We start from the raw sequence: 26,753 nt of genomic DNA on the forward strand, positions 1-26,753 counted from the left end.
GAAAATGCTCGAAAGCTTAAAAATATTTTTAGATCCAAATACACAGTGGATTTTATTTGGCAGTATGTTGCTCGGATTATGCAGTGGAGTAATTGGAAGTTTTGCTTATTTGCGTAAACAATCATTAATGGGAGATGCCTTATCTCACGCTGCTCTCCCTGGCGTTTGCATTGCCTTTATGCTAACAGGGTCAAAATCAGTGTTCTTCTTTTTAATTGGTGCATCTGTTGCAGGTATCATTGCAACATTTGGAATCGGGTTTATTACCCGCCATACTAGAATTAAACAGGATTCTGCATTAGCAATTGTCCTTACCGTTTTTTTTGGGCTTGGTATCGTTCTCCTTACCGAGATTCAACATAGTGGTGCTGGAAATCAAAGTGGCTTAGATAAATTCTTATTTGGGCAAGCGGCTGCTTTAGTACTATCGGATGTTATCATAATGGCAATCGCATCAGCAGTCCTAATCAGCATATGTATGCTTTTATTTAAAGAATTTAAAATTACAAGTTTTGACCCAGGTTTTGCTAGAGGGATGGGATTTCCTGTTGCTTTTTTAGAACAGTTAATCATGCTTCTTATTGTAATGGCAGTTGTAATTGGAATCCAAGCAGTCGGTGTGGTGCTGATGTCTGCCTTGCTTATTACACCTGCGGTATCTGCCAGATACTGGACTGAAAAACTAAGTGCCATGGTGTTTTTGTCCGGAATCTTTGGAGCACTTAGTGGTTTTGCTGGAACGTATATAAGTGCTACTGGCAACAACTTGCCAACTGGTCCAATCATCGTCCTCGCTGCAACTGTATTTTTTATTATTTCAGTCATATTCGCTCCTCGTAGAGGACTCTTATCTAAACTCCTAATTCACATCTTAGCGAAACGTGCCCTAAAAACAGCCAGACATAAATTAAAAGGAAAGGAGAGGACGGTGTGAGTGCTTTTTGGATCATTTTAACCGGAGCATTGGTGGCAAGTGCATGTGGTCTTGTTGGGTGTTTTCTTGTTTTACGAAAAATGGCAATGATTGGAGATGCAATCAGTCACGCTGTCCTTCCAGGCATCGTCATCGCCTTTCTTATTAGCGGTTCAAGAGACTCATTGGTCATGCTGTTTGGAGCAGCAATAATCGGCCTCATTACCGTATTTTTAATCCAACTATTCACCCAAAGCGGTGTCCAGTCAGATGCTTCGATTGGAGTTGTATTTACGGCATTGTTTGCAGTTGGTATTGTCCTCATCAGCTTATACACAAGGGATATTGATTTGGATCTAGATTGTGTACTTTATGGCGAAATAGCATATGTACCGTGGAATACGATTGATTTTATGGGTCTGGACATTGGCCCGAAGGCTGTATGGGGTGTCGGCCTCTCCTTGTTACTTAGTATCATTTTTATTTCTTTATTTTATAAACAGTTTAAAATATGTTCCTTCGACCCAGCAATGGCTGCGGCAGTAGGAATTCCTGTTGCTTTATTTCATTATTTACTAATGGGACTTGTTTCAATTACAACTGTGGCTTCATTTGAAAGTGTTGGAGCAATTCTAGTAGTTGGAATGCTTGTTGTGCCACCCGCAACAGCGTATCTATTGACAGAAAAACTAAGTCGAATGATAGTATACACAGTTATCATCGGTTGCTCTAGTTCCATTCTTGGTTATTATATAGCCAGTTTATTAGACGCCTCTATTGCAGGGAGTATGATTTGTGTCGCTGGCGGATTGTTTATTCTTGCTTTACTCTTTTCGCCATCTCACGGGGTGATCATGCGTAAACTAAAGCAAAAGAAATTAATTCAAACCGTTTAAAGTTCTTTGTTGATTTGGTGGCATGGAGTGGAAGGCGATTACTCCCACTGTAATACGGTCACAGGAAAACCCATAGGCACTACAAGCACCGTGGATGCTCACATCTGTTTCTTCCTGCAGCGTCCTATCGACTAGTGGATTCCTCCATCCCTTTCCACGATAAGTCAACATGGTCTAGTTTTGTTTAGCGGCGTCGAAAGCTCTTCGCGGTCAAATAATTCTAGTTGTCTAGAACAATCGAACAGCAATTGTGACAAACACCGTTGTTCATGAAGCTATTCAAACTCTATCTCAGCCGGTTGGTTTAAGGAATAGGTTTTTAAACTGTTCCATCTATATTTTCACCCAAAAGCAGTTTTGGTCAATATGATAAAATGCAAAAAAAAGCAGCGGGAAACGAGTTTCCTTGCTGCTTTTTAACGTTATTACTTTTCGATTACTGATACAACGCCAGAACCAACTGTACGTCCACCTTCACGAATAGAGAAACGAGTTCCGTCTTCGATTGCGATTGGAGAAATTAATTCAACAGTCATTTCAATGTTGTCACCAGGCATTACCATTTCTACTCCTTCTGGAAGATGAACGATTCCAGTTACGTCAGTAGTACGGAAGTAGAACTGAGGGCGATAGTTTGTGAAGAATGGAGTATGACGTCCACCTTCTTCTTTAGACAAAACATAAACTTCTGCTTTGAAGTTAGTGTGTGGTGTGATTGTACCAGGCTTAGCTAATACTTGACCACGTTGGATATCTTCACGAGCAACCCCACGAAGAAGTGCACCGATGTTGTCTCCAGCTTCTGCAAAGTCAAGAAGCTTACGGAACATTTCAACTCCAGTTACAACAACTTTTCTTGATTCTTCTTGAAGACCGATGATTTCAACTTCTTCACCGACTTTAACTTGTCCACGCTCTACACGTCCAGTAGCAACTGTACCACGACCTGTGATAGAGAATACGTCCTCTACAGGCATCATGAATGGTTTGTCAGTGTCACGTTCTGGAGTTGGAACGTAGTCATCAACAGCGTCCATTAATTCAATGATTTTTTCTTCCCATGCTGGGTCTCCCTCAAGAGCTCTAAGAGCAGAACCTTTAACAACAGGAATGTCGTCGCCAGGGAAGTCATATTCAGAAAGAAGATCACGAATCTCCATTTCTACTAACTCAAGAAGTTCTTCATCGTCAACCATGTCACATTTGTTCATGAATACAACGATGTAAGGAACACCTACGTTACGAGAAAGTAGGATATGCTCACGAGTTTGTGGCATTGGGCCGTCAGCAGCAGAAACAACAAGGATTGCTCCGTCCATTTGAGCAGCACCAGTGATCATGTTTTTAACATAGTCAGCATGTCCTGGGCAGTCAACGTGTGCATAGTGACGTTTTTCAGTTTCATATTCAACGTGAGAAGTAGAGATTGTAATACCACGCTCGCGCTCTTCTGGAGCGTTGTCGATCATGTCATAACCTTTAGCTTCACCGCCGCCGCGCTTTGCCATAACAGTTGTAATCGCAGCTGTAAGAGTTGTTTTACCATGGTCAACGTGACCGATAGTACCAATATTAGCATGTTCTTTGGAACGATCAAATTTAGCTTTAGCCATTTGAAAATCCTCCTTTTATTTAAGAAAAATTATAAGTATGAGAGACGCTTTAAAATTAGAACAAGTAATTTTAAAGCGGCCCTTAAAGCATATCTAATAGTAGTTATACTTGATTAATGATTTAAAATCAATTATTGACCGCTATTTTTTTTGATAATTTCTTCTGAAATAGATTTTGGTACTTCCTCATAGTGATCAAAGAACATTGTATAAGTTCCGCGACCTTGAGTATTAGAACGAAGTGATGTTGCATAACCAAACATTTCAGCAAGAGGAACGAATGCTTTTACAACTTGTGCGTTTCCGCGTGCTTCCATTCCTTCAACGCGTCCACGACGTGATGTAATATCACCCATGATATCGCCAAGGTATTCCTCAGGGATTACGACTTCAACTTTCATGAGTGGCTCAAGCAATACAGGGTTACATTTTTTCACAGCGTTTTTAAGTGCCATAGAAGCTGCAATTTTAAATGCCATCTCACTCGAGTCAACATCATGGTAAGAACCGTCAAATAGTCTTGCTTTAACGTCGATTAATGGGTAGCCAGCAAGTACACCGTTTGCCATTGAATCTTCAAGACCAGCTTGTACAGCAGGGACATATTCACGAGGAACAACCCCACCCACAATTCCATTTTCAAATTCGAAGCCTTTTCCTTCTTCGTTAGGGGAGAATTCAATCCATACATGACCGAATTGTCCACGACCACCGGATTGGCGAACGAACTTACCTTCTACTTGAGCAGAAGTACGGAATGTTTCACGGTATGATACTTGAGGAGCACCGACGTTTGCTTCTACCTTGAATTCACGTTTCATACGGTCAACAAGGATGTCTAAGTGAAGCTCACCCATACCAGAGATAACAACTTGACCTGTTTCAGGATTTGTTTCCGCACGGAATGTAGGATCCTCTTCCTGAAGCTTTGCAAGGGCAGAACCCATTTTGTCTTGGTCTGCTTTAGATTTCGGTTCAATTGCAACTGAGATAACTGGTTCAGGGAATTCCATAGACTCTAAGATAACTAAATCTTTTTCGTCACATAGTGTGTCACCTGTACCTGTATCTTTAAGACCAACCGCTGCCGCGATATCCCCACTATATGCAGTAGAAATTTCTTCACGGTGATTGGCATGCATCTGCAGGATACGTCCGATACGTTCGCGTTTACCTTTAGTGGAGTTTTGAACGTAAGATCCAGAGTTCAAAGTTCCAGAGTATACACGGAAGAACGTTAGACGACCAACATATGGGTCAGTCATTACTTTGAAAGCAAGTGCCGAGAATGGCTCGCTATCGTCAGCATGACGAGCAACCTCTTCTTCTGTATCAGGAACAATCCCTTTAATAGATTCAATATCAGTCGGTGCAGGCAAGTAATCAAGAACTGCATCAAGTACTTTCTGAACACCTTTGTTTTTAAATGCTGTTCCGCAAAGAACTGGGTAAAATTCTACTTTCAATGTTGCCTGACGGATAGCAGCTTTTAATTCTTCAACGGAGATTTCTTCTCCTTCGAGATATTTCATCATAAGTTCTTCATCAAAATCCGCAACAGCTTCAATTAAGCCTGCGCGCATTTCTTCCGCTTGGTCACGTAGATCTTCAGGAATTTCTCCTTCAACAGCATCAAGTGCTGCATCTCCTTCGTAGAACCATGCTTTCATTTCTACAAGATCAACCATACCTGTGAAGGTATCTTCCGCACCAATTGGAAGTTGAATTGGATGTGCGTTTGCTTGTAGACGATCATGAAGTGTTTTAACAGAGTATAGGAAGTCCGCACCAATTTTATCCATCTTATTAACGAATACAATTCGTGGAACACCATATGTTGTAGCTTGGCGCCAAACTGTTTCAGTTTGAGGCTCAACGCCTGATTGAGCGTCAAGTACAGTTACAGCTCCATCAAGTACACGCAGGGAACGTTCAACTTCTACTGTGAAGTCTACGTGTCCTGGTGTATCGATGATGTTAACGCGGTACCCTTTCCATTGTGCAGTTGTAGCAGCAGATGTAATGGTAATTCCACGTTCCTGTTCCTGTTCCATCCAGTCCATTTGTGAAGCACCTTCATGTGTTTCACCAATTTTATGAATGCGCCCTGTATAGAAAAGAATACGTTCGGTAGTTGTTGTTTTACCAGCATCGATATGAGCCATGATTCCGATATTACGTGTCTTTTCTAAGGAGAAGTCTCTTGGCATTTCGTATTTCTCCTTCCTGGGATGAGTAGTAAAATTTTATAAAATGATATCTTACCAGCGATAATGTGCAAATGCTTTGTTTGCTTCAGCCATTTTATGCATATCTTCACGCTTTTTAATAGAAGCTCCAGTATTATTGGCTGCGTCCATAATTTCATAAGCTAGACGCTCTTCCATTGTTTTTTCTCCGCGAAGACGAGCATAATTTACTAACCAGCGTAGTCCTAAAGTTGAGCGACGGTCTGGGCGCACTTCAACTGGTACTTGGTAGTTAGCACCACCAACACGGCGAGCTCTAACTTCCAATACTGGCATGATATTTTTTAAAGCTTGATCAAATACTTCCATTGCATCCTTACCTGTGCGGTCTTGGATGATATCAAAAGCTGAATAAAGAATAGTTTGTGCTTTACCTCTTTTACCGTCTACCATAAGCTTGTTGATTAAACGAGTTACAAGCTTTGAGTTATGAATCGGATCTGGTAGCACATCTCTTTTTGATACAGGTCCTTTACGTGGCATCGGTGTTCCTCCTTTCGATGAATCTATCTAGTCAAAATTTATTTTTTAACTTTAGGTTTTTTCGTACCGTATTTAGAACGGCTTTGTGCACGCTTGTCAACACCAGCTGTATCAAGTGCACCGCGAACGATGTGGTAACGAACACCCGGTAAGTCTTTAACACGGCCTCCACGAATAAGAACAACACTGTGTTCTTGTAGGTTATGGCCAATACCTGGGATATAAGCAGTTACCTCGATTCCGTTAGTCAAACGAACACGTGCATATTTACGCAATGCTGAGTTTGGCTTTTTTGGAGTCATTGTACCAACACGTGTACATACACCACGCTTTTGCGGTGAAGATACGTTAGTGTTTACTTTTTTAAAGCTGTTATAGCCTTTGTTAAGTGCAGGTGAGTCAGAAGTTGTTACTTTTGATTTTCTATTTTTGCGCACTAATTGGTTAATTGTAGGCATTTTTGTTCCTCCCTTCGTTCTTTTATAAGCCCACACATCCAGGTGGTTCTTTTTAAGGCAAAAAACAAGTTTTTGCAATTAATATATAGTTGCAAAAACACCTTTAATGAATGATGGCAACAGTTGTTGCTCCGACATCAATGCCGCATGCTTTCCCAAGCTTTTTCATAGAATCCACTATCGTAATAGGGACATCCATTTCTTTAGCTGTGTGAATAATACTTTCCGTAATTCGCGAATCCGCATCGGATGCAACGAAAACTTCTTGTACATGCCCTGATTTAAGAGCTCTTACTGTCTGCTTTGTTCCTACGATCACATTTGAAGCCTGTGACACTTTTTCATAAGACATTTTCCATATCCTCCAAAGTAACAGGTATAATGATAGGAGCACCTTGAATATAGTATCATCTGTCATTTTCCATGTCAATAACAAATGCGAAAAAAAATTCAAGGTATTGCTAGCCGACGGAATCGCCGACTAGCAATTTAATATTAACTAGATTTATTACTCTGCACTCATTACTTCGTCTTCTACTACCATTGCGGAAGCTGCCTTTCGGTACCTCTGCATTCCAGTTCCAGCTGGGACAAGCTTTCCGATAATAACATTCTCTTTCAATCCTAGCAATTGGTCTGTCTTTCCTTTGATAGCAGCATCTGTTAGTACGCGTGTTGTCTCTTGGAAAGAAGCAGCGGACAAGAAAGAATCAGTTTCTAACGAAGCTTTTGTGATACCAAGCAATACTGGACGGCCAGTTGCAGGGTTTCTTCCTTCTAGAAGTGCTTTTTGGTTGGCATCCGTAAATTGATGGACATCAAGTAGTGTACCTGGCAATACATCTGTCTCACCTGCATCAGCGACACGTACTTTTCTAAGCATTTGGCGAACCATTACTTCAACGTGTTTATCGCCAATCTCTACCCCTTGCATACGGTATACCTTTTGAACTTCAAGAAGCAAATACTCTTGAACTGCAGCAACATCGCGGATGCGAAGCAACTCTTTCGGATCGATGGATCCTTCTGTTAATTCTTGACCACGTTTTACTTGGTCATTAACAGCAACTTTTAATCGTGCAGTATATGGAGCATTATATGTGCGTGTCTCAATTTCCCCTTGAACTACAATCTCGTGCTGACGATCGCGACCTTCAGAAATGGAAGTGACGACACCGCTAATTTCAGTGATGACAGCTTGCCCTTTCGGATTTCGAGCTTCAAATAACTCTTGGATACGTGGAAGACCTTGAGTAATGTCGTCTCCCGCAACTCCTCCTGTATGGAAGGTCCTCATCGTTAATTGTGTTCCTGGTTCTCCGATGGATTGAGCTGCAATAATACCTACCGCTTCGCCTACATCAACGACAGAGCCAGTAGCTAGATTGCGGCCGTAGCATTTTTTACAAACGCCATGGCGGGTGTTACATGTAAATGCAGAACGAATCCATACTTCCTGAATGCCTGCATTTTCAATTTCTTTAGCAAGATCTTCGTCAATGAGTTCATTTTCGGAAACTAAGACATTGCCTGTTTCAGGATGAACAATTTTCTTCCTAGCATAGCGTCCAATTAAGCGCTCTTCAAGTGGCTCTATGATTTCAGTTCCATCTTTAAGCGCTGCAACAAGGAGTCCTCGATCCGTTCCACAGTCGTCCTCTCGAACAATTACATCCTGTGCAACATCTACAAGTCTTCTTGTTAAATAACCAGAGTCCGCTGTTTTCAGTGCTGTATCTGCAAGACCTTTACGAGCACCGTGTGTCGAGATGAAGTACTCTAGAACCGTTAGTCCTTCACGGAAACTAGATTTAATCGGCAACTCGATGATTCGACCGGCCGGGTTAGCCATGAGTCCCCTCATACCCGCAAGCTGAGTAAAGTTCGAAGCGTTACCCCTCGCACCAGAGTCACTCATCATGAAGATAGGATTCAATCTTTCTAATGTTTTCATTAGTTTACTTTGAATCGTATCTTTTGCTGCACTCCAGATGGAAATAACACGATCATAGCGTTCTTCCTCTGTAATGAGACCGCGCTTAAATTGCTTCAAGACATTATCAACTTTATTTTGTGCTTCATTCAAAATCGTTTCTTTTTCGGCTAAAACTACGATATCTGATACCCCAACTGTAATCCCAGCCTTAGTTGAATACTTGAATCCAAGATTTTTCATACGGTCGAGCATTCTTGAAGTTTCCGTAATATGGAAACGTTTAAAGATTTCAGAGATGATATTCCCTAAAATTTTCTTTTTGAATGGTTCCACAATTGGTTGTTGTTTAATAAACTCGGCAACATTTGTTGTCGGATTGACAAAGTATTTATCAGGAGTAACTCCTTCTAAATTTTCATTTGTCGGTTCATTTATATATGGGAAAGATGGTGGAAGAATTTCGTTAAAGATCAACTTACCTACTGTTGTTAATAATAGGCTATTGTTTTGTTCTTCCGTAAATTTTTCATTTTTCAAAGAGCTTGCTTGAATCGCGATTCGAGAATGAAGATGAACATACCCATTCTGATACGCAATTAATGCTTCATTCGTATCTTTGAATACCATCCCTTCTCCATCTGCACCTTCACGCTCAAGAGTTAAATAATAGTTACCAAGTACCATATCCTGAGACGGTGTTACAACTGGCTTTCCGTCACGTGGATTCAAGATGTTTTGAGCCGCAAGCATTAACAAACGTGCTTCTGCTTGTGCTTCTGCTGATAGCGGTACGTGAACAGCCATTTGGTCTCCGTCAAAGTCAGCGTTGTAAGCTGTACAAACGAGAGGATGGAGTCTAATCGCTCTTCCTTCTACTAGAGTTGGTTCAAATGCTTGAATACCTAGTCTGTGAAGAGTCGGTGCTCTGTTTAATAGAACTGGGTGCTCACGAATTACATCTTCGAGGACATCCCAAACTTCTGGCTGAACTCGTTCTATTTTTCTCTTCGCACTTTTAATATTGTGTGCAAGGCCTTTTTCAACCAATTCCTTCATAACAAATGGCTTAAATAGTTCTAGAGCCATTTCTTTCGGTAACCCACATTGATACATTTTTAGGTTAGGACCTACGACGATTACTGAACGGCCGGAGTAGTCAACACGTTTTCCGAGAAGGTTTTGACGGAAGCGCCCTTGTTTTCCTTTTAACATGTGTGAAAGGGATTTTAACGGACGATTTCCTGGACCTGTTACAGGCCTTCCTCTTCTACCATTGTCGATTAAAGCATCCACCGCTTCTTGAAGCATCCTTTTTTCGTTTTGAACGATAATGCTAGGTGCTCCTAGATCTAATAACCTCTTTAAACGATTGTTTCTGTTAATGACACGACGATATAAGTCATTTAAGTCCGAAGTGGCAAAACGTCCACCTTCAAGCTGAACCATCGGACGCAATTCAGGTGGAATAACTGGCAGAACGTCTAGAACCATCCAATCAGGCTGATTTCCGGAATGACGGAAAGCTTCTAGTACTTCCAAACGCTTAATAGCGCGAGTACGACGTTGTCCTTGTGCCGTTTTAAGTTCTTCTTTAAGTTGGTCTACTTCTTTTTCAAGATCGATATCTTGAAGTAATTTTTTAATAGCTTCTGCACCCATAGATGCTTGGAATTGCGAACCGTATTTTTCGCGGTATGCACGATATTCTTTTTCAGAAAGAAGCTGTTTTTTATCTAAGGTCGTACTACCTACTTCTGTCACAACATAGGAAGCGAAGTAGATAATTTCTTCCAAAGCGCGAGGGGACATGTCGAGGACAAGTCCCATACGGCTTGGAATACCCTTGAAATACCATATATGTGAAACTGGTGCAGCTAACTCAATATGCCCCATTCTTTCACGACGAACCTTCATACGTGTTACTTCTACGCCACAGCGATCACATACTACTCCCTTATAGCGAACACGCTTATACTTCCCACAATGACATTCCCAGTCCTTTGTTGGACCGAAAATACGTTCACAGAACAAACCGTCTTTTTCCGGTTTCAATGTACGATAGTTGATTGTTTCTGGTTTTTTTACTTCACCGTAAGACCAAGAACGGATTTTATCAGGTGAAGCAAGACCGATTTTCATATACTCAAAATTATTAACATCCAGCAAGGGGCCTACCTCCCTTTTCGTCTACAGGTTTTACCCTAATTGCTAATTTCAAGGAATTATTCATGTGATGCTGCCGTTTCTTCAACTTTAGCATCTGGAGCAATATTCAGTGTATCAGCCTGGTTGACATCGTCATCATCATCCAGGTCTCGCATTTCTATTTCTTCTTCATCACCTGATAAGATTTTGACATCCATACCAAGACTTTGAAGTTCTTTGATTAATACTTTAAATGACTCAGGCACTCCTGGTTCAGGAACATTTTCACCTTTAACAATGGCTTCATATGTTTTTACACGACCTACAACATCATCAGACTTAACTGTAAGGATTTCCTGAAGTGTGTAAGCTGCACCATATGCTTCAAGTGCCCAAACTTCCATTTCTCCAAAACGCTGTCCACCAAATTGTGCCTTACCACCAAGTGGTTGCTGGGTAACAAGTGAGTAAGGTCCCGTAGAGCGAGCATGCAATTTATCGTCAACCATGTGCGCAAGTTTAATCATATACATGATACCCACGGATACACGGTTATCAAAAGCTTCTCCCGTTCTACCATCATAAAGGACGGTTTTTGCGTCACTTGCCATTCCTGCTTCTTCAATCGTTTCCCAAACGTCTTCTTCAGTAGCACCGTCAAAGACTGGTGATGCCATGTGAAGGCCTAGACTTCTAGCAGCCATACCCAAGTGAAGTTCGAGTACTTGCCCGATATTCATACGGGATGGTACACCAAGTGGGTTAAGCATTACATCGACTGGAGTTCCATCTGGCATATACGGCATATCTTCTTCAGGAAGGATACGGGAGATAACCCCTTTGTTTCCATGGCGTCCTGCCATCTTATCCCCTTCAGAAATTTTACGCTTTTGAACAATATAAACACGAACGAGTTGATTTACTCCCGGAGGAAGTTCATCTCCATCTTCCCGGTTGAATACTTTTACATCAAGCACGATTCCGCCGCCACCATGTGGTACGCGAAGAGAAGTATCACGGACTTCACGAGCTTTTTCCCCAAAGATTGCGTGAAGTAGACGTTCCTCTGCAGTAAGTTCTGTTACTCCCTTAGGAGTTACTTTTCCAACAAGCAAGTCACCATCTTTTACTTCAGCACCGATACGGATAATTCCGCGCTCATCTAGATTGCGAAGCGCATCTTCTCCAACGTTCGGAATATCACGTGTCATTTCTTCTGGTCCGAGCTTCGTATCACGGGCTTCAGATTCATATTCTTCAATATGAATAGATGTATATACATCGTCTTTTACAAGACGCTCACTCATGATAATCGCATCTTCGTAGTTGTATCCTTCCCATGTCATAAATGCGACAAGGACGTTTCTTCCAAGTGCCAATTCACCTTTATCCATCGATGGACCGTCACCGAGGATTTCTCCCTTAGACACTCGATCGCCAACACTAACGATTGGACGCTGATTGTAGCATGTTCCTTGGTTAGAACGAATAAACTTTTGCATACGATATTTACGAAGGTCACCCTTAACCTCTTGACCGTCAACTTCTTGAATACTGCGAACCCATACTTCACGGGATTCAACATGCTCAACAATTCCGTCTTGCTTACAGATAACAGCAGCTCCTGAATCTTTGGCTGATACGTATTCCATACCAGTACCTACAAGAGGGGCTTCTGGTTGCATAAGTGGAACAGCTTGTCGTTGCATGTTCGCTCCCATTAGAGCACGGTTCGAGTCGTCGTTCTCTAAGAATGGAATACAAGCTGTTGCAGCAGAGACCACTTGTTTCGGCGATACATCCATGTAGTCAATTCGGTCTCTTCTAACGACAGTGTTTTCTCCACGGAAACGAGCAATGACTTCTTCGTTTAAGAATCCACCTTCATCAGAAAGAGGAGCATTTGCTTGGGCCACAACATAATTATCTTCTTCATCCGCTGTTAAATAATCGATTTGGGACGTAACTAACCCAGTTTCAGGGTCAACACGGCGATATGGTGTTTCAATAAATCCAAAACGATTCACTTTAGCGAAACTGGATAAAGAGTTAATCAAACCAATGTTTGGACCTTCTGGCGTTTCAATCGGACACATACGACCATAGTGTGAGTAGTGAACGTCACGGACTTCAAAGCCTGCACGTTCACGAGTTAATCCACCAGGTCCAAGTGCAGATAGACGACGTTTATGGGTTAACTCCGCAAGCGGATTTGTTTGGTCCATAAATTGCGATAGCTGGGAACTACCGAAAAATTCTTTAATTGATGCGATTACTGGACGAATGTTAATTAACTGCTGTGGAGTGATCGTGTTAATATCTTGAATGGACATACGTTCTCTTACGACACGTTCCATACGAGATAAACCGATTCTAAACTGATTCTGCAACAATTCACCCACAGAACGTAGACGACGATTACCAAGGTGATCGATGTCATCAGTGTCTCCTACATCATAAAGCAAATTAAAGAAGTAGCTTATAGATGCAATTATGTCGGCGGGTGTAATATTTTTAATAGCTTCCTCAACATAGGCATTTCCAATTACATTAATGACTTTTTCCTCGTCATCATGTGGAGCGTATATTTTAATGGACTGAACAACGATATCACCATCTAATACTCCGCCATGTTGATTATAGGTTTTAAAACCAGTGCCATTTTCTAAATTAGAGACGATTCTATCCAAATTACGGCGATCAAGCACTGTACCTTCTTCTGCAATGATTTCTCCCGTTTCCGGATCAGCTAATGTTTCAGCCAACCGTTGTCCGAAAAGACGATTTTTAATATGGAGCTTTTTGTTCAATTTATAGCGTCCAACACTCGCAAGATCATATCTCTTCGGGTCAAAGAACCTGGAAACTAACAAGCTTTTTGCATTGTCCACTGTAGGTGGTTCACCAGGGCGAAGGCGCTCGTAAATTTCGAGCAATGCTTTTTCAATGCTTTCTGTGTTGTCTTTTTCAAGTGTATTACGAAGATATTCATTGTCACCGATTAAATCGATGATTTCTTGATCAGAGCCAAATCCCAATGCTCGTAAAAGAACTGTTACTGGTAATTTCCTTGTACGATCGATACGTACATATACTACGTCTTTTGCATCTGTTTCATATTCAAGCCATGCACCACGATTGGGGATGACTGTTGCTGTAAAACCTTTTTTTCCGTTCTTATCGAGCTTTCCGTTATAGTACACACTCGGAGAACGAACAAGTTGTGAAACAATGACGCGCTCGGCACCGTTGATAATAAAAGTACCCATTTCTGTCATTAGCGGGAAATCACCCATAAAGACGTCTTGGTCTTTAACTTCACCTGTTTCTTTATTGACCAGGCGAAGTTTAACTCTTAGTGGAGCGGAATAAGTAGCATCTCGCTCTTTCGATTCTTCGACTGAGTATTTGGGTTCTCCAAGACTATAATCGATGAATTCTAATGATAGATTTCCAGCAAAATCCTCGATTGGCGAGATGTCCTGGAACATTTCCTTTAAGCCCTCATCAAGAAACCATTGGTAGGATGAAGATTGGATTTCGATTAGATTAGGTAGCTCCAATACTTCGCTGATTCGTGCAAAGCTTCTGCGCTTCCTGTGCCGTCCGTACTGAACTAGTTGACCTGTCAACTGATTCACCCCTCAAATCATGCGTTATAATGATTGCATTTAGTCTGGATAAACCAGAAAAAATGGTGTATCATAGAACAAAAAGAAAAATGGTTTTGCTTGAAAACCACATTTTTCACATGACGAACTATTATTTTATAATCTTTTCCAACTTTGCCAAATTCCATACAATTTATTATAAAAATGACAAAAGATTAGAAAACACTATATTCGCATTTTACAATGCTACCACAAGGTTATTTACAAGTCAATGTTTTTTTGCTTTTAAAATGTAATAACCTTTCTTTTTCGCCACTGTGTCTACACCGCCGAATAATTCCTCGAGCTTCGCCTTTGCTGACGGAGCTCCTTGCTTTTTTTGAATGACTACCCACAACTCTCCTCCAGATCTTAAATGTTGAAAGCTTTGTTCAAAGATAGTATGAACAACTTCCTTTCCAGCTCGAATAGGAGGATTGGTTAATATTGCAGCAAAATTTTCCACATTAACATTTACAAAGCGATCACTTTCATATATCTCTGCATTATCAATGTCATTTTTTTCGGCATTTTCCTTTGCCAATCCAATCGCCCTTTGATTCACATCGATCATATGAACTAACCGATTCGGAAAATCCTTTGCAATACTTAAGCCGATCGGGCCATACCCGCACCCAACATCTAATATTGGGCCAGCTATTTCCGGAGGATCAAATGTATCGATTAATAATCGGGATCCAAAGTCTACTTCACTTTTTGAAAAAACACCTTGATCCGTTTTAAAACGAAATGGATGATTCCGTAATTCTACATTCCAAAACTTCGGATCACTAACAACTTCAGGTTCACGCGAATAATAATGTTCAGCCAATTGACAACCTCCTCATGACCCACAAATGAGTTAATTAAAGTTCGAAAAAAAATTAGTGAAAAAAAGCCCGCTTAAACGCAGCGAGCTTTTTATTTTCTAGATGATTACTTAACTTCGACGCTAGCTCCAACTTCTTCAAGTTTAGCTTTGATTTCTTCTGCTTCTTCTTTAGATGCGCCTTCTTTAACTGGTTTTGGAGCATTGTCAACAAGTTCTTTCGCTTCTTTCAAGCCAAGGCCTGTAAGTTCGCGTACAACTTTGATAACTTTGATTTTTTGTGCACCAGCATTAGCTAGTACTACATCAAATTCAGTTTGTTCAGCAGCAGCTTCGCCACCAGCAGCACCGCCAACTACAGCTACAGGAGCAGCAGCAGTTACGCCGAATTCTTCTTCAATTGCTTTAACAAGATCGTTTAATTCAAGAACTGTCATATTCTTGACAGCTTCAATGATTTGTTCTTTAGTCATGATTTATTTCCTCCGTTAATTTTATTAGTTTTTAAATAGGAATTCCGATATTAAGCGCTTTGTTCTTCTTTTTGGTCTGCAACAGCTTTAGTTGCAAGTGCCAAGTTACGAATAGGAGCTTGTAGAACGCTAAGCAACATAGAAAGCAACCCTTCGCGAGATGGAAGTTCTGCAAGTGCCTTAACTTCTTCAACAGTTGCAATATTACCTTCAATTACACCAGCTTTGATTTCAAGTGCTTCATTCTTTTTCGCAAAGTCGTTCAAAATTTTCGCAGGAGCTACAACATCATCAGCACTGAATGCAATAGCATTTGGTCCTGTCAAAGATTCATTTAAGTCTGTAAGTCCAGCAATTTCTGCAGCGCGGCGTGCCATTGAGTTTTTGTAAACTTTAAATTCAATACCCGCTTCACGAAGTTGTTTACGAAGTTCAGTTACTTGTGCAACTGACAAACCACGGTAATCAACAACAACTGTAGAAACACTTGATTTTAACTTCTCAGAAATTTCTTCAACAACTTGTTTCTTTTGTTCAATTACTTTGCTCATCTTTACACCTCCTAGATTCCAGATGGACATTTATACCATATACAAAAAACCTCCACATATAGACATGGAGGTTTCACGCGTCAATCATCCGAACAGATTGATCTTATATCGCAATGACCTCGGTAGGAAATTAAGCTTTTTGGGCACCTACTGTCTACGGTACAAATGATTAAATTTTCAACAAAGAGTATTCTATCAGATTATTTTCCGATAGTCAACTATTTTTATACTGAAGAAGGATCCACTTTTACGCCAGGTCCCATTGTTGAAGTAACTGTAACATTCTTCATATAAGTTCCTTTTGCAGCAGATGGCTTCGCTTTTAATAATGTATCAAAAATAGTAGCAAAGTTTTCAACAAGTTTCTCTTGATCGAAAGAAACTTTTCCGATAGGAACGTGAATAATACCTGATTTGTCTACACGGTATTCAACTTTACCAGCTTTAATTTCGTTTACAGCTCTTGCTACATCAAATGTAACAGTTCCTGTTTTTGGGTTTGGCATTAAACCTTTAGGTCCTAGTGTACGACCAAGCTTACCAACTTCACCCATCATATCTGGAGTAGCTACGATAACATCAAATTCAAACCAACCTTGGTTGATTTTATTAATGTATTCTGAGTCTCCTACGTAATCAGCACCTGCAGCTTCTGCTTCTTTAAGTTTTTCACCTTTAGCAAAAACCAACACACGTTGAGTTTTACCTGTACCATTTGGAAGTACAACTGCACCACGAATTTGTTGGTCAGCTTTTCTAGGGTCTACACCTAAACGGAAAGCTGCTTCTACTGTTGCGTCAAATTTAGCGTAGTCAATTTTTTTCACAAGTTCAATTGCTTCAGAGATAGCATAAGCTTTTGAACGATCAACTTGCTTTAAAGCTTCTACATATTTCTTACCTTTTTTAGCCATTAATATTTCCTCCTATAATGTGGTTTTAGCGGAATGTGACCTCCCACGTCGTAAAGCGCGAGCGCTTCGTGCAGCCTATAAAGCAAATGTTCTGAGGTAAGAAAATTCCTTATTGGACTTTTATTGACTCAGGCTAATTTTAACTTCAAAAGCTAAGCGCTGGAGCTAGACAACCGAAAAACGAAGCGCCTATTTGACGCCAATGCAAAATGAACAAGCTTGCTTTTTCACAATAAAGGAAGGCTGTGAAGCAGCCTCCCTCTATCAACAACCTCTAAAATCAAAATCAGTCTTCGATTTTGATACCCATGCTGCGCGCAGTGCCTTCAACCATGAGCATAGCCGCTTCAACGCTAGCTGCATTTAGGTCTGGCATTTTTGTTTCAGCGATTTCACGTACTTTATCGCGTTTCACAGTCGCAACTGACTTTTTATTTGGTTCACCAGAACCAGACTCGATACCAGCTGCTTTTTTAAGTAAAACTGCAGCTGGTGGAGTTTTGGTAATGAATGTAAAAGAACGGTCTTCAAATACCGTGATTTCAACTGGAATAATTAAACCAGCTTGATCTGCTGTACGAGCATTAAATTCCTTACAGAATCCCATGATATTTACACCTGCTTGACCTAGTGCTGGTCCAACTGGTGGAGCTGGATTCGCTTTGCCCGCAGGAATTTGTAATTTTACAAGTTTAATTACTTTTTTAGCCACGAGACACACCTCCTTAAGTCCGTGATGTGGTAAATGGGTTTTCACCCTCCCACTCAACATATCAAAATATTAGATATTAATGTTTAATCAGTTCTCCTTTTCGGAAGCATACTGACCTAGAAGATATTATCACTTTTTACAATAGATTTCAAGTTGTTTCAAATTATATTTTCTCAATTTGAGTGAAATCCAATTCAACAGGCGTTTCACGGCCAAACATATTAACCATAACTCTTGCTTTTCCTTTTGTTTGGTCCATATCTTCAATTTTTCCAGTAAAGTTAGCAAAGGGCCCTTCTTTTACCGTCACTGTTTCACCAGGTTCAAACTTCACGTCAATTCGTTTTTCTTCTAATCCCATTCTCTTTAGAATGAATGAAATTTCTTCGGGTAACAATGGTGTTGGCTTTGAACCTGATCCCGAAGAACCGACAAATCCTGTTACACCTGGCGTATTACGCACAACATACCATGAATCATCTGTCATAATAATCTCGACAAGGACATAACCTGGGAATACTTTTCTTTTTACAACTTTCTTTTTCCCGTTTTTGAAATCTGTCTCTTCGTCTTCAGGAACGATTACTCGGAAAATCTTATCTTGCATGCCCATGGACTCAACACGTTTTTCGAGATTCGCTTTGACTTTATTTTCATAGCCGGAATAAGTATGGACAACATACCAGTTCTTTTCCATTTATTAGGACGCTTCGTCCTTCCCTCCCTGTATACTTAAAATTTTCTCCAAATGAAAAAACCCGTTGACCGGGCTCTAGACTCTGTATTTATATTTTTCATTATACCATGAGGAACTGTATATTATACAAGTCCTGAGGTAAAATAAGAATTTACATTCCGAGAATAAAACGTATTGCTTTAGAGATGACTAGGTCAACACCTGCAAAAAATAATGCCAGTATTGTAACAGTTGCTACAACCGTAATTGTATAACCGGTAAGTTCCTTTCTTCTTGGCCAACTTACTTTCCTCATCTCTGAGCTTACATTGCGAAAAAATTGGGTTAAGCTTGACATGATCGTACCTCCAAGTATATAGCTGCTTATGTGTGAATGTATGCTATTTTGTTTGTTTGTGAATTGTATGAACGTTACAACTTCTGCAAAATTTCTTTAATTCCAGGCGTGTAGCGTCTTCTTTATTCTTGTCTGTCATATAATTGCGCGAGCCACACACTGCACAGACTAATGCAACTTTCTTTTTCACTTGCAGCACCTGCTCTCCCAATTATCTAATAAAAAATATCACGGAAGTTTATTTCTGTCAATAAAAGGTTTGGAAATTAAACGCTTAATTCTCGCAGTTCCAAATAACGCTCAAGCTTTCTTTTTACCCTTTGTAAAGCGTTATCAATTGACTTTACGTGACGATCTAATTCATCGGAAATCTCTTGATATGATCGCCCATCTAAATAAAGCGCTAACACCTTTCTTTCCAAATCACTCAATAATTCCATTACTTTTTCTTCGATATTATTTAGTTTTTCTCTATTAATTAGAAGTTCCTCAGGATCGAGAATCTTTGCACCGGAGATTACATCCATTAATGTACGATCTGATTCTTCATCGTATATTGGCTTGTCCAAAGAAACATAGGAATTTAGCGGGATGTGTTTTTGTCGGGTGGCTGTTTTGATTGCAGTGATAATTTGTCTAGTAATGCAAAGCTCAGCAAAAGCCTTAAATGATGAAAGCTTGTCTTCTTTAAAATCTCGGATAGCTTTGTATAAACCTATCATGCCTTCTTGCACAATATCTTCTTTATCTGCTCCGATTAAAAAATACGAACGGGCTTTCACCCTTACAAAATTGCGGTATTTTTTAATGAGGTAATCTAGTGCTTCACTTTCTCCTTCTTGAATCAGTTCGATTAGTTCTTCATCTTCTAATAAATCATATCTGATGTCGTCATCTAGTCTGATATTTGAGATCACCGTATCCCCCACCCTCAAAACCATCGATAAATACTATTATACATGACAAATTTTTCTAGCGTCAACTAGTCATTTTTCACCACGTCGCCATTTTTCGAAAATTGCTGCAACTTCATCGCTTAATGGAATCTTTGATACAGGAAGTTTTTCTCTTGTCTTTTCGAGCCGCTTATCTATCTTTCGATCAATCGCCTGAACCTCAATCAATAGTTCTCGGGCGGAAATTCTGAGGGCCCCTTGTCCAAAAATGGCCCATTGTTCCGTGTAATCTGAAGTGGCAACATGGATTTGCGTTCGAATATTGCTCAATTCTCTGGCTAATTTTTCAATCCGTTCATCTGCGGTTTCTTCAGCTTTCGTATAAATAACATCAATTTTATGCTTTCGGTATTTTTTTTCTACTCCCTTCACATCATAAGCATCAAAAACGACAATTACCTTATATCCTGTATAGCCTTGATAATCAGCCATTATTTCAATTAACCGATCCCTCGCGGCTGCCAGATCCTTCTTCTTTAATTCAATCAGCTCGGTCCAGGCACCGATGATGTTGTAGCCATCGACAATAAGGATATCCATTATGTCAACCCTCGATTGGATTCCGTTTACGATGAACTTCATACATAAGTAAAGCAGCCGCTACTGAAGCATTAAGTGATGTAACATGTCCTGACATTGGCAAGTGGATTAAGAAATCACATTTTTCCCTGATTAATCGTCCAATCCCTTTACCCTCACTTCCGATTACGATAGCTAACGGCATAGTAGCGTCCATCTTTCTGTAATCTTGGCTACCCTTTGCGTCAGTTCCAAATACCCAAATACCACGTTCTTTTAATTCATCAATAGTTCTAGCAATATTCGTAACACGTGCCACCGGGATATATTCAATTGCTCCTGTTGATAGCTTTGCCACTGTAGCGGTTAGACCTACTGCCCTTCGCTTCGGAATAATGATGCCATGCACCCCTGCAGCATCTGCGGTTCGCAATATAGAACCTAAATTATGAGGATCTTCTAGCTCGTCTAAAATAAGAAAAAACGGATCTTCTCCCTTTTTGGAAGCATGTGCAAATAAATCGTCAATTTCAGCATATTGGTAAGCTGCTACCTGAGCAATGACGCCTTGATGATTCTCCTTTGTGTTCTGCTCAATTTTTTGCTTTGGAACGTATTGAACTAAAACATTGCGTTCTTTTGCAAGTTTCACTATTACCTGCATTTGTCCTTTTTGAGATCCTTCAGCAATCCAGATTTTATTAATATCCCGGTCTGATTTCAACGCTTCTATAACGGGGTTTTTCCCCGCAATCCACTCCTGACTCATGCTGTTCCCACTCCCCCGGTTTCAATCTTCATAATTGCCTCATCGATTATTTCATTAAGTCGATTACGGTCGTTCGCTAAATAAACCCAGCCAATCACCGCTTCGAAAGCGGTGCTATGGCGGTACGTAATGACGTCAGTGTTTTTGGGGGTTGTCCCAGATTTTGCGTTTCTTCCCCGCTTCATAACACCAATTTCCTCTTCAGTTAAAAAGTTTTCTTCAATCATTTGCTTTAATATTCGTGACTGTGCTTTTGCCGAGACAAAACGGGTCGCTTCTCGGTGAAGCCGATGTGGTTTTGTTTTACCGTTAAGTAAAAGGTAATGCCTAATAAACACATCATAAACGGCGTCACCGATATAAGCGAGAGCTAAACTATTTAATTGCTTGTAGTCTACTTCTTTTCCAGGCAAGTTCATATTGATTATCCCCGTTTCCATCTTGTCCCTTGTGGTGTATCTTCAAGAATTATATTCATTTCTTTTAATTGATCGCGAATTTGGTCAGCACGTTGGAAGTTACGATTTTTCCTTGCTTCCAATCGCTCTTGAATTAAGTTATCAATTTCTTCGTCAAGCAAATCCAACGTTTCCAATTGTAAGCCTAGAACAGAGAATAATTCTTCAAATGTGTTCATGAAAGATACAATGACATTCTCAGATGTGTTTTCTTCCATCAAATAGTAATTTGCCTGTTTCACAAGTTCAAATAAAATAGAGATTCCATCCGCTGTATTGAAATCATCGTCCATTTCTTTTATAAAATCATTCTTCAAATCTGAAATTTTGTCCAGCCATTCATCATCGTTCGTTGTTAAATTGGCACTGACCTCTAAACGATGTTTTAAATTTTGATAAGATGTTTTTAATCTTTCAAGACCCGATCCAGCATTTCTTAACAATTCATCTGTAAAGTTGATCGGATTACGGTAATGGACTGCTAACATAAAGAACCTTAATACTTGAGGATCTACAGATTTAAGAATATCGTGAACGAGTACAAAGTTTCCAAGAGACTTCGACATTTTTTCATTATCGATGTTAATATATCCATTATGCATCCAATATCGAGCGAATGTTTTCCCAGTCAATGCTTCTGATTGGGCAATTTCGTTTTCATGATGTGGAAAAGTTAAATCTTGCCCGCCTGCATGTATATCAATCGTATCACCCAAGTATTTCCGAGCCATAGCAGAGCACTCAATATGCCAGCCTGGTCTTCCTTCGCCCCACGGACTATCCCAATAAATTTCTCCTTCCTTTGCCGCTTTCCATAGTGTGAAATCAAGAGCATCTTCTTTCTTTTCACCAGCTTGAATTCGGGCTCCTATTTTTAAATCATCAACCGATTGGTGGGAAAGCTTACCATACTCGTCGAAACGTCTTGTTCTATAATAAACATCTCCATTTGATTCATAAGCAAAACCTTTTTCAATTAAAGTTTCAATAAATTCGATGATGATATCCATATTTTCCGTTACACGCGGATGAAGGTCTGCTCTCTTGCACCCAAGCGCCGATACGTCTTCATAAAATGCATCAATGAATCGTTCCGCTACTGTCGGTACGTCTGTTCCAAGTTCAGCTGCTGCTTTAATAAGCTTATCGTCTACATCTGTAAAATTAGATACGAAATTCACATCATATCCTCGATATTCCAAGTAACGGCGAACTGTATCGAATACTATAGGAGGCCTTGCATTTCCAATATGAATATAGTTATAAACGGTCGGACCACATACATACATCTTTACTTTTCCTTCTTCTAAAGGAATAAAATCTTCTTTCTTTCGTGTTAAAGTATTATAAATTTTAATGGCCATCAATCGATACTCCTTTCGAGATTTCCTTCCGCAATTGAGAGATTTCTTCTTGTAATTGTGAAATCTTTTTATCCATATCTGTACATTTATCTGAAATTGGATCAGGTAAATCACAATGATTTAAATCTTTAATTCTTACTCCGTCCCGGATGACGACTCTTCCTGGTATTCCTACAACAGTGGAATTAGGAGGCACGTCTTTCAAAACAACGGACCCTGCTCCTACTTTTGAATTTTTCCCAATTGTGATATTTCCAAGTACCTTAGCACCTGTTGCAATAAGGGCATTATCTTCAATCGTCGGATGCCTTTTACCTTTTTCTTTTCCCGTTCCACCCAAGGTTACCCCCTGATAGACAGTCACATTATTACCGATTTCACACGTTTCTCCAATCACAACCCCCATCCCATGGTCTATGAAGAAACGTCGCCCGATGACCGCACCAGGATGAATCTCAATCCCAGTAAAAAAACGATTAATTTGTGATATGATTCTCGCGGCAAAATACATTTTCCTTTTGTATAAAAGATGTGCTACCCGATGAGCCCAAATCGCATGCAATCCGGAGTATGTTAAGATGACCTCCAAACTCGTTCGTGCAGCAGGGTCCTGATCGAATACAGTCTCTATATCTTCTTTCATTCTTTTAAACATAAATTAGGCACCCCCTTTTTAAAACGTAAGCGTGTGTACCAAGGTACAGACTTAACTGATTTAAATTCCATATATATAAATAAAAACGCCTCTGATAAAATCAGAGACGCTTTAGCGCGGTTCCACTCTGGTTGGGCAATAGCTTAAATAAATAAGCGGGTGCCCCAGCTCCTTCTTGATAACGGCAAGACTACCGCCTGCACCTACTTAGTTTTCCTGTTCGGATGAGGACTCAGAGGTGCACTTCAAAAAATGAATGTCTGGTCCCGCTCTCAGCCAGTGGCGGTCCTCTCTGATCAGCTTCATTTTTTTACTTTTCCTCTTCAACGTTTTGATTATAACCATAATATATTACATTTTTATCTAAATGTTAACCCTACAAACGCTCTAGTCTTCTTTTTATTTTTTCTTTTCCTAATAATTCGATTGCGTTAGGAAGCTCTGGCCCATGAGTTTGTCCTGTCACTGCGACACGAATAGGCATAAATAATTTTTTCCCTTTTTGCCCTGTCGATTTTTGGACAGCTTTTATTGCTTGCTTAATACCGTCCGCTTCAAAAGGTGAAAGGGCATCGACTTCGTCATAAAATGCACTCAATACTTCAGGCACCTGCTCCTCTTCTAGAACGGCTTTTGCCTCTTCGTCGTATTCAAGGTCATCTTTAAAAAACATACTTGATAACTCTACGATTTCTGCTCCGTAGCTCATTTGATCTTGATATAGGGCAACTAAACTTCTAGCCCATGTTTCTTCTTCTTGACTTAACTCTTCACTAACAAGTCCTGCTTTTACAAGATGAGGAAGTGCAAGAGCAACAACTTGGTCTAAATCAAGCTTTTTCATATATTGATTATTCATCCAAGCAAGCTTTTGCTTATCGAATAATGCTGGAGATTTCGATAGTCGATTTGCATCGAAAATATTAATGAATTCTTCTTTTGAAAAAATTTCCTCTTCACCTTGTGGAGACCATCCAAGCAAGGCAATGAAATTAAATAAAGCTTCAGGTAAATACCCTAGTTCAGCGTATTGCTCAATAAATTGAATAATGGATTCATCACGTTTACTCAATTTTTTTCGACTTTCATTAACAATTAGTGTCATATGCCCATAAGTAGGAGGTTCCCAATCAAATGCTTCAAAAATCATCAATTGTTTTGGCGTATTAGAAATATGATCGTCTCCACGCAGAACATGACTAATTTTCATTAAATAATCATCAATGGCAACGGCAAAATTATATGTTGGGATTCCATCTTTCTTTACAATGACAAAGTCACCGATACCGTCAGATTCAAAGGAAACATCATCCTTAACCATATCTTTAAATGCATAAACCTTACCAGCGGGAACTTTAAAGCGGATGCTCGGAATTCTTCCTTCTGATTCAAGCGCCACTTGCTCTTCTTTGGAAAGATGAGCACATTTCCCAGAATAACGAGGCATTTCGCTGCGTGCGATTTGCGCTTCACGTTCCTTCTCTAATTCTTCTTCAGTACAGTAACATTTATAAGCTAGTCCACGATCTAAAAGTTGATCATAATATTCTTTGTAAATGGCAACACGTTCGGATTGTCGATATGGACCATAACCGCCGTCCTTGTCCACACTTTCATCCCAATCGATTCCGAGCCATTTTAAGTACTTGAGCTGACTCTCTTCGCCGCCTTCAATATTTCGTTTCAAATCTGTATCTTCAATTCTTATAAGGAATGTTCCACCTAAATTGCGTGCGAACAAATAATTAAATAGTGCTGTACGCGCATTTCCAATGTGCAGATGGCCCGTTGGACTCGGAGCATAGCGCACTCTAACGTCATTTGACATTTTCTTGCCTCCATTCAAAATCACGGTCTTTCTATTTTACAATAATTCAAAGTATGATTAAAGTTATTGAGTATAAACTTTATATAGTTGATTTTCACTTTAGAAAATCGCTTTTCGTAGGATGTATGTGACTACATCTTTTTCTCTATTAAAATTACCGCCTGCGTAGCTATTCCTTCCTCACGCCCCACAAAGCCAAGACGCTCGGTTGTTGTGGCTTTTACATTTACTTGAGATGTGTCAGCCTCTAAAAGCTCTGCAATCCGCTCTCTCATGTTATCAATATGAGGAGCCATTTTCGGTTTCTGCGCCATAATTGTACAATCGATATTGACAAGGGAATACCCACGTTCTTTTACAAGATTCCAAACATGACTTAAAAGCTTTGCTGAATCTGCATCTTTAAAAGCCGGGTCTGTATCAGGAAAGTGCCTTCCGATATCACCCTCCCCAATAGCTCCCAGACAAGCATCTGCCACTGTATGTAAAAGTACATCTGCATCCGAATGTCCAATTAATCCTTTTTCATAAGGAATTTCAATTCCACCTATTATTAATGGTCGACCTTCAGCAAACTCATGTACATCAAAGCCTTGTCCAATTCTAAACATTCATACATTCTCCTTTCAATTTTAAGGGACAAGTTTTATGTATATTTTAATCTAATCCGTACTTTTGATTTCGTTTATTTATGATAGCCTCTGCGAAGTAGAGATCCTCTGGCGTAGTTAATTTAATGTTATCATAATCACTCTCGACAATTTTTACCACGTGTCCGTTTTTCTCTACGAGCGATGCTTCATCTGTCCCTAAAAATTGTTCTTTTTGTGCCTGCTCATGTGCGCTCTGCAGCACGGAAAAACGAAAAGCTTGTGGGGTCTGTACCTGCCACAAGCTGGATCGGTCTACCGTTTCAATGACTTCGAAATCTATAACTTTTTTAATTGTATCCTTGACCGGAACAGCCGCTATGGCCGCCCCACACTCACTGGCTGACTGTACAAGATGCGATATCGTTTCAGGACGAATAAAAGGACGTGCTCCATCATGAACAAGAATAATTCCTTCTGTCTCCGCAGCTTTCAATCCATTATACACACTATATTGCCTCTCGCTACCACCATAAACAATGTGAATCTTCGTATAGTGACTTTGGATTTCAGCAAAAAATGAATCGTCATCCGAATGAATCACTAGAATAATCCGACTACAACTAGAATCTTTTTCAAAAACATCAAGTGTATGAAGTATAATGGGTCTTCCTGCCAAATTCATCAATAATTTATTATAACCTGCACCCATTCTCTTACCAGATCCCGCAGCTGGAATAATCACTTGATAATTCATT

26 protein-coding genes and 2 other annotated features are annotated in these 26,753 nt (G+C 40.0%); of the genes, 2 read left to right on the forward strand and 24 right to left on the reverse strand.

The window, feature by feature from the left end; genetic code table 11:
• Positions 1-4: 4 nt before the first annotated feature.
• A complete protein-coding gene (locus tag MT489_RS19980; RefSeq protein ID WP_244683320.1) occupies positions 5-934 on the forward strand; it encodes a metal ABC transporter permease in 930 nt (309 codons plus the stop codon).
• Positions 931-1,809: a metal ABC transporter permease gene (locus MT489_RS19985; protein ID WP_244683321.1), complete on the forward strand. Its 879-nt coding sequence runs from the start codon at positions 931-933 to the stop codon at positions 1,807-1,809. Before MT489_RS19980 ends, MT489_RS19985 begins: the two co-directional genes overlap by 4 nt.
• A gap of 425 nt (positions 1,810-2,234) precedes the next feature.
• Here MT489_RS19985 and tuf read toward each other — a convergent pair whose 3' ends face one another.
• From tuf to ispD, 24 genes are all read right to left on the reverse strand, one after another.
• Positions 2,235-3,422, reverse strand: coding sequence for an elongation factor Tu (gene tuf / locus MT489_RS19990; protein WP_244683322.1), 1,188 nt, complete (start codon positions 3,420-3,422; stop codon positions 2,235-2,237).
• 131 nt (positions 3,423-3,553) lie between these two features.
• Complete coding sequence (fusA, locus tag MT489_RS19995) at positions 3,554-5,632, reverse strand: elongation factor G (protein ID WP_244683323.1); 2,079 nt, start codon at positions 5,630-5,632, stop codon at positions 3,554-3,556.
• Between the two features lie 51 nt (positions 5,633-5,683).
• Positions 5,684-6,154: a 30S ribosomal protein S7 gene (gene rpsG / locus MT489_RS20000; RefSeq protein ID WP_244683324.1), complete on the reverse strand. Its 471-nt coding sequence runs from the start codon at positions 6,152-6,154 to the stop codon at positions 5,684-5,686.
• Positions 6,155-6,192: 38 nt separating this feature from the next.
• On the reverse strand, positions 6,193-6,612 hold the full coding sequence (gene rpsL / locus MT489_RS20005; protein ID WP_244683325.1) for a 30S ribosomal protein S12: 420 nt from the start codon (positions 6,610-6,612) through the stop codon (positions 6,193-6,195).
• A gap of 103 nt (positions 6,613-6,715) precedes the next feature.
• Entirely contained in the window at positions 6,716-6,964 is a 249-nt protein-coding gene (locus MT489_RS20010) for a 50S ribosomal protein L7ae-like protein (protein ID WP_244683326.1), read from the reverse strand.
• A 156-nt stretch (positions 6,965-7,120) separates the two neighbouring features.
• Positions 7,121-10,714, reverse strand: a complete 3,594-nt coding sequence (gene rpoC / locus MT489_RS20015; RefSeq protein ID WP_244683327.1) for a DNA-directed RNA polymerase subunit beta' — start codon at positions 10,712-10,714, stop codon at positions 7,121-7,123.
• A gap of 56 nt (positions 10,715-10,770) precedes the next feature.
• Positions 10,771-14,325 carry a DNA-directed RNA polymerase subunit beta gene (gene rpoB, locus MT489_RS20020; RefSeq protein ID WP_244683328.1) on the reverse strand — a complete coding sequence of 1,185 codons (3,555 nt, stop codon included), beginning with the start codon at positions 14,323-14,325 and terminating at the stop codon, positions 10,771-10,773.
• A gap of 247 nt (positions 14,326-14,572) precedes the next feature.
• Positions 14,573-15,175, reverse strand: coding sequence for a class I SAM-dependent methyltransferase (locus MT489_RS20025; protein ID WP_244683329.1), 603 nt, complete (start codon positions 15,173-15,175; stop codon positions 14,573-14,575).
• Between the two features lie 104 nt (positions 15,176-15,279).
• The gene (gene rplL / locus MT489_RS20030; RefSeq protein WP_244683330.1) at positions 15,280-15,645 is read right to left on the reverse strand and encodes a 50S ribosomal protein L7/L12; all 366 of its coding nucleotides are present in this window, start codon (positions 15,643-15,645) and stop codon (positions 15,280-15,282) included.
• 50 nt (positions 15,646-15,695) lie between these two features.
• Positions 15,696-16,196: a 50S ribosomal protein L10 gene (rplJ, locus tag MT489_RS20035; RefSeq protein WP_244683331.1), complete on the reverse strand. Its 501-nt coding sequence runs from the start codon at positions 16,194-16,196 to the stop codon at positions 15,696-15,698.
• Between the two features lie 33 nt (positions 16,197-16,229).
• Positions 16,230-16,374: a sequence feature (ribosomal protein L10 leader region), on the reverse strand.
• Between the two features lie 46 nt (positions 16,375-16,420).
• Positions 16,421-17,110: a 50S ribosomal protein L1 gene (gene rplA / locus MT489_RS20040; protein WP_244683332.1), complete on the reverse strand. Its 690-nt coding sequence runs from the start codon at positions 17,108-17,110 to the stop codon at positions 16,421-16,423.
• Between the two features lie 286 nt (positions 17,111-17,396).
• Positions 17,397-17,822 (reverse strand): 50S ribosomal protein L11, encoded by a 426-nt coding sequence (gene rplK, locus MT489_RS20045; RefSeq protein ID WP_213111992.1) that lies wholly within the window; start codon positions 17,820-17,822, stop codon positions 17,397-17,399.
• 163 nt (positions 17,823-17,985) lie between these two features.
• The gene (gene nusG, locus MT489_RS20050) at positions 17,986-18,519 is read right to left on the reverse strand and encodes a transcription termination/antitermination protein NusG (protein ID WP_244683333.1); all 534 of its coding nucleotides are present in this window, start codon (positions 18,517-18,519) and stop codon (positions 17,986-17,988) included.
• 151 nt (positions 18,520-18,670) lie between these two features.
• The gene (gene secE, locus MT489_RS20055) at positions 18,671-18,856 is read right to left on the reverse strand and encodes a preprotein translocase subunit SecE (RefSeq protein WP_244683334.1); all 186 of its coding nucleotides are present in this window, start codon (positions 18,854-18,856) and stop codon (positions 18,671-18,673) included.
• 43 nt (positions 18,857-18,899) lie between these two features.
• Positions 18,900-19,046, reverse strand: coding sequence for a 50S ribosomal protein L33 (gene rpmG, locus MT489_RS20060; RefSeq protein WP_244683335.1), 147 nt, complete (start codon positions 19,044-19,046; stop codon positions 18,900-18,902).
• A gap of 76 nt (positions 19,047-19,122) precedes the next feature.
• On the reverse strand, positions 19,123-19,773 hold the full coding sequence (gene sigH / locus MT489_RS20065; protein ID WP_244683336.1) for an RNA polymerase sporulation sigma factor SigH: 651 nt from the start codon (positions 19,771-19,773) through the stop codon (positions 19,123-19,125).
• A 69-nt stretch (positions 19,774-19,842) separates the two neighbouring features.
• Positions 19,843-20,352, reverse strand: coding sequence for an NYN domain-containing protein (locus MT489_RS20070; protein ID WP_244683337.1), 510 nt, complete (start codon positions 20,350-20,352; stop codon positions 19,843-19,845).
• A gap of 4 nt (positions 20,353-20,356) precedes the next feature.
• Positions 20,357-21,100 carry a 23S rRNA (guanosine(2251)-2'-O)-methyltransferase RlmB gene (rlmB, locus tag MT489_RS20075; RefSeq protein WP_244683338.1) on the reverse strand — a complete coding sequence of 248 codons (744 nt, stop codon included), beginning with the start codon at positions 21,098-21,100 and terminating at the stop codon, positions 20,357-20,359.
• The gene (locus MT489_RS20080) at positions 21,097-21,519 is read right to left on the reverse strand and encodes a Mini-ribonuclease 3 (protein WP_244683339.1); all 423 of its coding nucleotides are present in this window, start codon (positions 21,517-21,519) and stop codon (positions 21,097-21,099) included. Before MT489_RS20080 ends, rlmB begins: the two co-directional genes overlap by 4 nt.
• A gap of 5 nt (positions 21,520-21,524) precedes the next feature.
• A complete protein-coding gene (gene cysS / locus MT489_RS20085; protein ID WP_244683340.1) occupies positions 21,525-22,922 on the reverse strand; it encodes a cysteine--tRNA ligase in 1,398 nt (465 codons plus the stop codon).
• On the reverse strand, positions 22,912-23,577 hold the full coding sequence (gene epsC, locus MT489_RS20090) for a serine O-acetyltransferase EpsC (protein WP_244683341.1): 666 nt from the start codon (positions 23,575-23,577) through the stop codon (positions 22,912-22,914). Before epsC ends, cysS begins: the two co-directional genes overlap by 11 nt.
• Positions 23,578-23,676: 99 nt before the next feature.
• Positions 23,677-23,913 (reverse strand) — a binding site (T-box leader).
• A gap of 40 nt (positions 23,914-23,953) precedes the next feature.
• The gene (gene gltX, locus MT489_RS20095; RefSeq protein WP_244683342.1) at positions 23,954-25,405 is read right to left on the reverse strand and encodes a glutamate--tRNA ligase; all 1,452 of its coding nucleotides are present in this window, start codon (positions 25,403-25,405) and stop codon (positions 23,954-23,956) included.
• Between the two features lie 131 nt (positions 25,406-25,536).
• The gene (gene ispF / locus MT489_RS20100) at positions 25,537-26,016 is read right to left on the reverse strand and encodes a 2-C-methyl-D-erythritol 2,4-cyclodiphosphate synthase (RefSeq protein ID WP_244683343.1); all 480 of its coding nucleotides are present in this window, start codon (positions 26,014-26,016) and stop codon (positions 25,537-25,539) included.
• Between the two features lie 46 nt (positions 26,017-26,062).
• Complete coding sequence (gene ispD / locus MT489_RS20105) at positions 26,063-26,752, reverse strand: 2-C-methyl-D-erythritol 4-phosphate cytidylyltransferase (protein ID WP_244683344.1); 690 nt, start codon at positions 26,750-26,752, stop codon at positions 26,063-26,065.
• Position 26,753 lies beyond the last annotated feature (1 nt).

The sequence above is a fragment of the Lederbergia wuyishanensis genome, assembly GCF_022900255.1.
Lineage (GTDB): Bacteria > Bacillota > Bacilli > Bacillales > Bacillaceae_C > Lederbergia > Lederbergia wuyishanensis.

Bases quoted from the DNA above. Each gene is read 5' to 3' on its own strand.
- MT489_RS19980 (WP_244683320.1), top strand. From the start codon at position 5: ATGCTCGAAAGCTTAAAAATATTTTTAGATCCAAATACACAGTGGATT.
- tuf (WP_244683322.1), bottom strand. From the start codon at position 3,422: ATGGCTAAAGCTAAATTTGATCGTTCCAAAGAACATGCTAATATTGGT.
- fusA (WP_244683323.1), bottom strand. From the start codon at position 5,632: ATGCCAAGAGACTTCTCCTTAGAAAAGACACGTAATATCGGAATCATG.
- rpsG (WP_244683324.1), bottom strand. From the start codon at position 6,154: ATGCCACGTAAAGGACCTGTATCAAAAAGAGATGTGCTACCAGATCCG.
- rpsL (WP_244683325.1), bottom strand. From the start codon at position 6,612: ATGCCTACAATTAACCAATTAGTGCGCAAAAATAGAAAATCAAAAGTA.
- MT489_RS20010 (WP_244683326.1), bottom strand. From the start codon at position 6,964: ATGTCTTATGAAAAAGTGTCACAGGCTTCAAATGTGATCGTAGGAACA.
- rplL (WP_244683330.1), bottom strand. From the start codon at position 15,645: ATGACTAAAGAACAAATCATTGAAGCTGTCAAGAATATGACAGTTCTT.
- rplJ (WP_244683331.1), bottom strand. From the start codon at position 16,196: ATGAGCAAAGTAATTGAACAAAAGAAACAAGTTGTTGAAGAAATTTCT.
- rplA (WP_244683332.1), bottom strand. From the start codon at position 17,110: ATGGCTAAAAAAGGTAAGAAATATGTAGAAGCTTTAAAGCAAGTTGAT.
- nusG (WP_244683333.1), bottom strand. From the start codon at position 18,519: ATGGAAAAGAACTGGTATGTTGTCCATACTTATTCCGGCTATGAAAAT.
- secE (WP_244683334.1), bottom strand. From the start codon at position 18,856: ATGTCAAGCTTAACCCAATTTTTTCGCAATGTAAGCTCAGAGATGAGG.
- MT489_RS20070 (WP_244683337.1), bottom strand. From the start codon at position 20,352: ATGGATATCCTTATTGTCGATGGCTACAACATCATCGGTGCCTGGACC.
- rlmB (WP_244683338.1), bottom strand. From the start codon at position 21,100: ATGAGTCAGGAGTGGATTGCGGGGAAAAACCCCGTTATAGAAGCGTTG.
- MT489_RS20080 (WP_244683339.1), bottom strand. From the start codon at position 21,519: ATGAACTTGCCTGGAAAAGAAGTAGACTACAAGCAATTAAATAGTTTA.
- cysS (WP_244683340.1), bottom strand. From the start codon at position 22,922: ATGGCCATTAAAATTTATAATACTTTAACACGAAAGAAAGAAGATTTT.
- epsC (WP_244683341.1), bottom strand. From the start codon at position 23,577: ATGTTTAAAAGAATGAAAGAAGATATAGAGACTGTATTCGATCAGGAC.
- gltX (WP_244683342.1), bottom strand. From the start codon at position 25,405: ATGTCAAATGACGTTAGAGTGCGCTATGCTCCGAGTCCAACGGGCCAT.
- ispF (WP_244683343.1), bottom strand. From the start codon at position 26,016: ATGTTTAGAATTGGACAAGGCTTTGATGTACATGAGTTTGCTGAAGGT.
- ispD (WP_244683344.1), bottom strand. From the start codon at position 26,752: ATGAATTATCAAGTGATTATTCCAGCTGCGGGATCTGGTAAGAGAATG.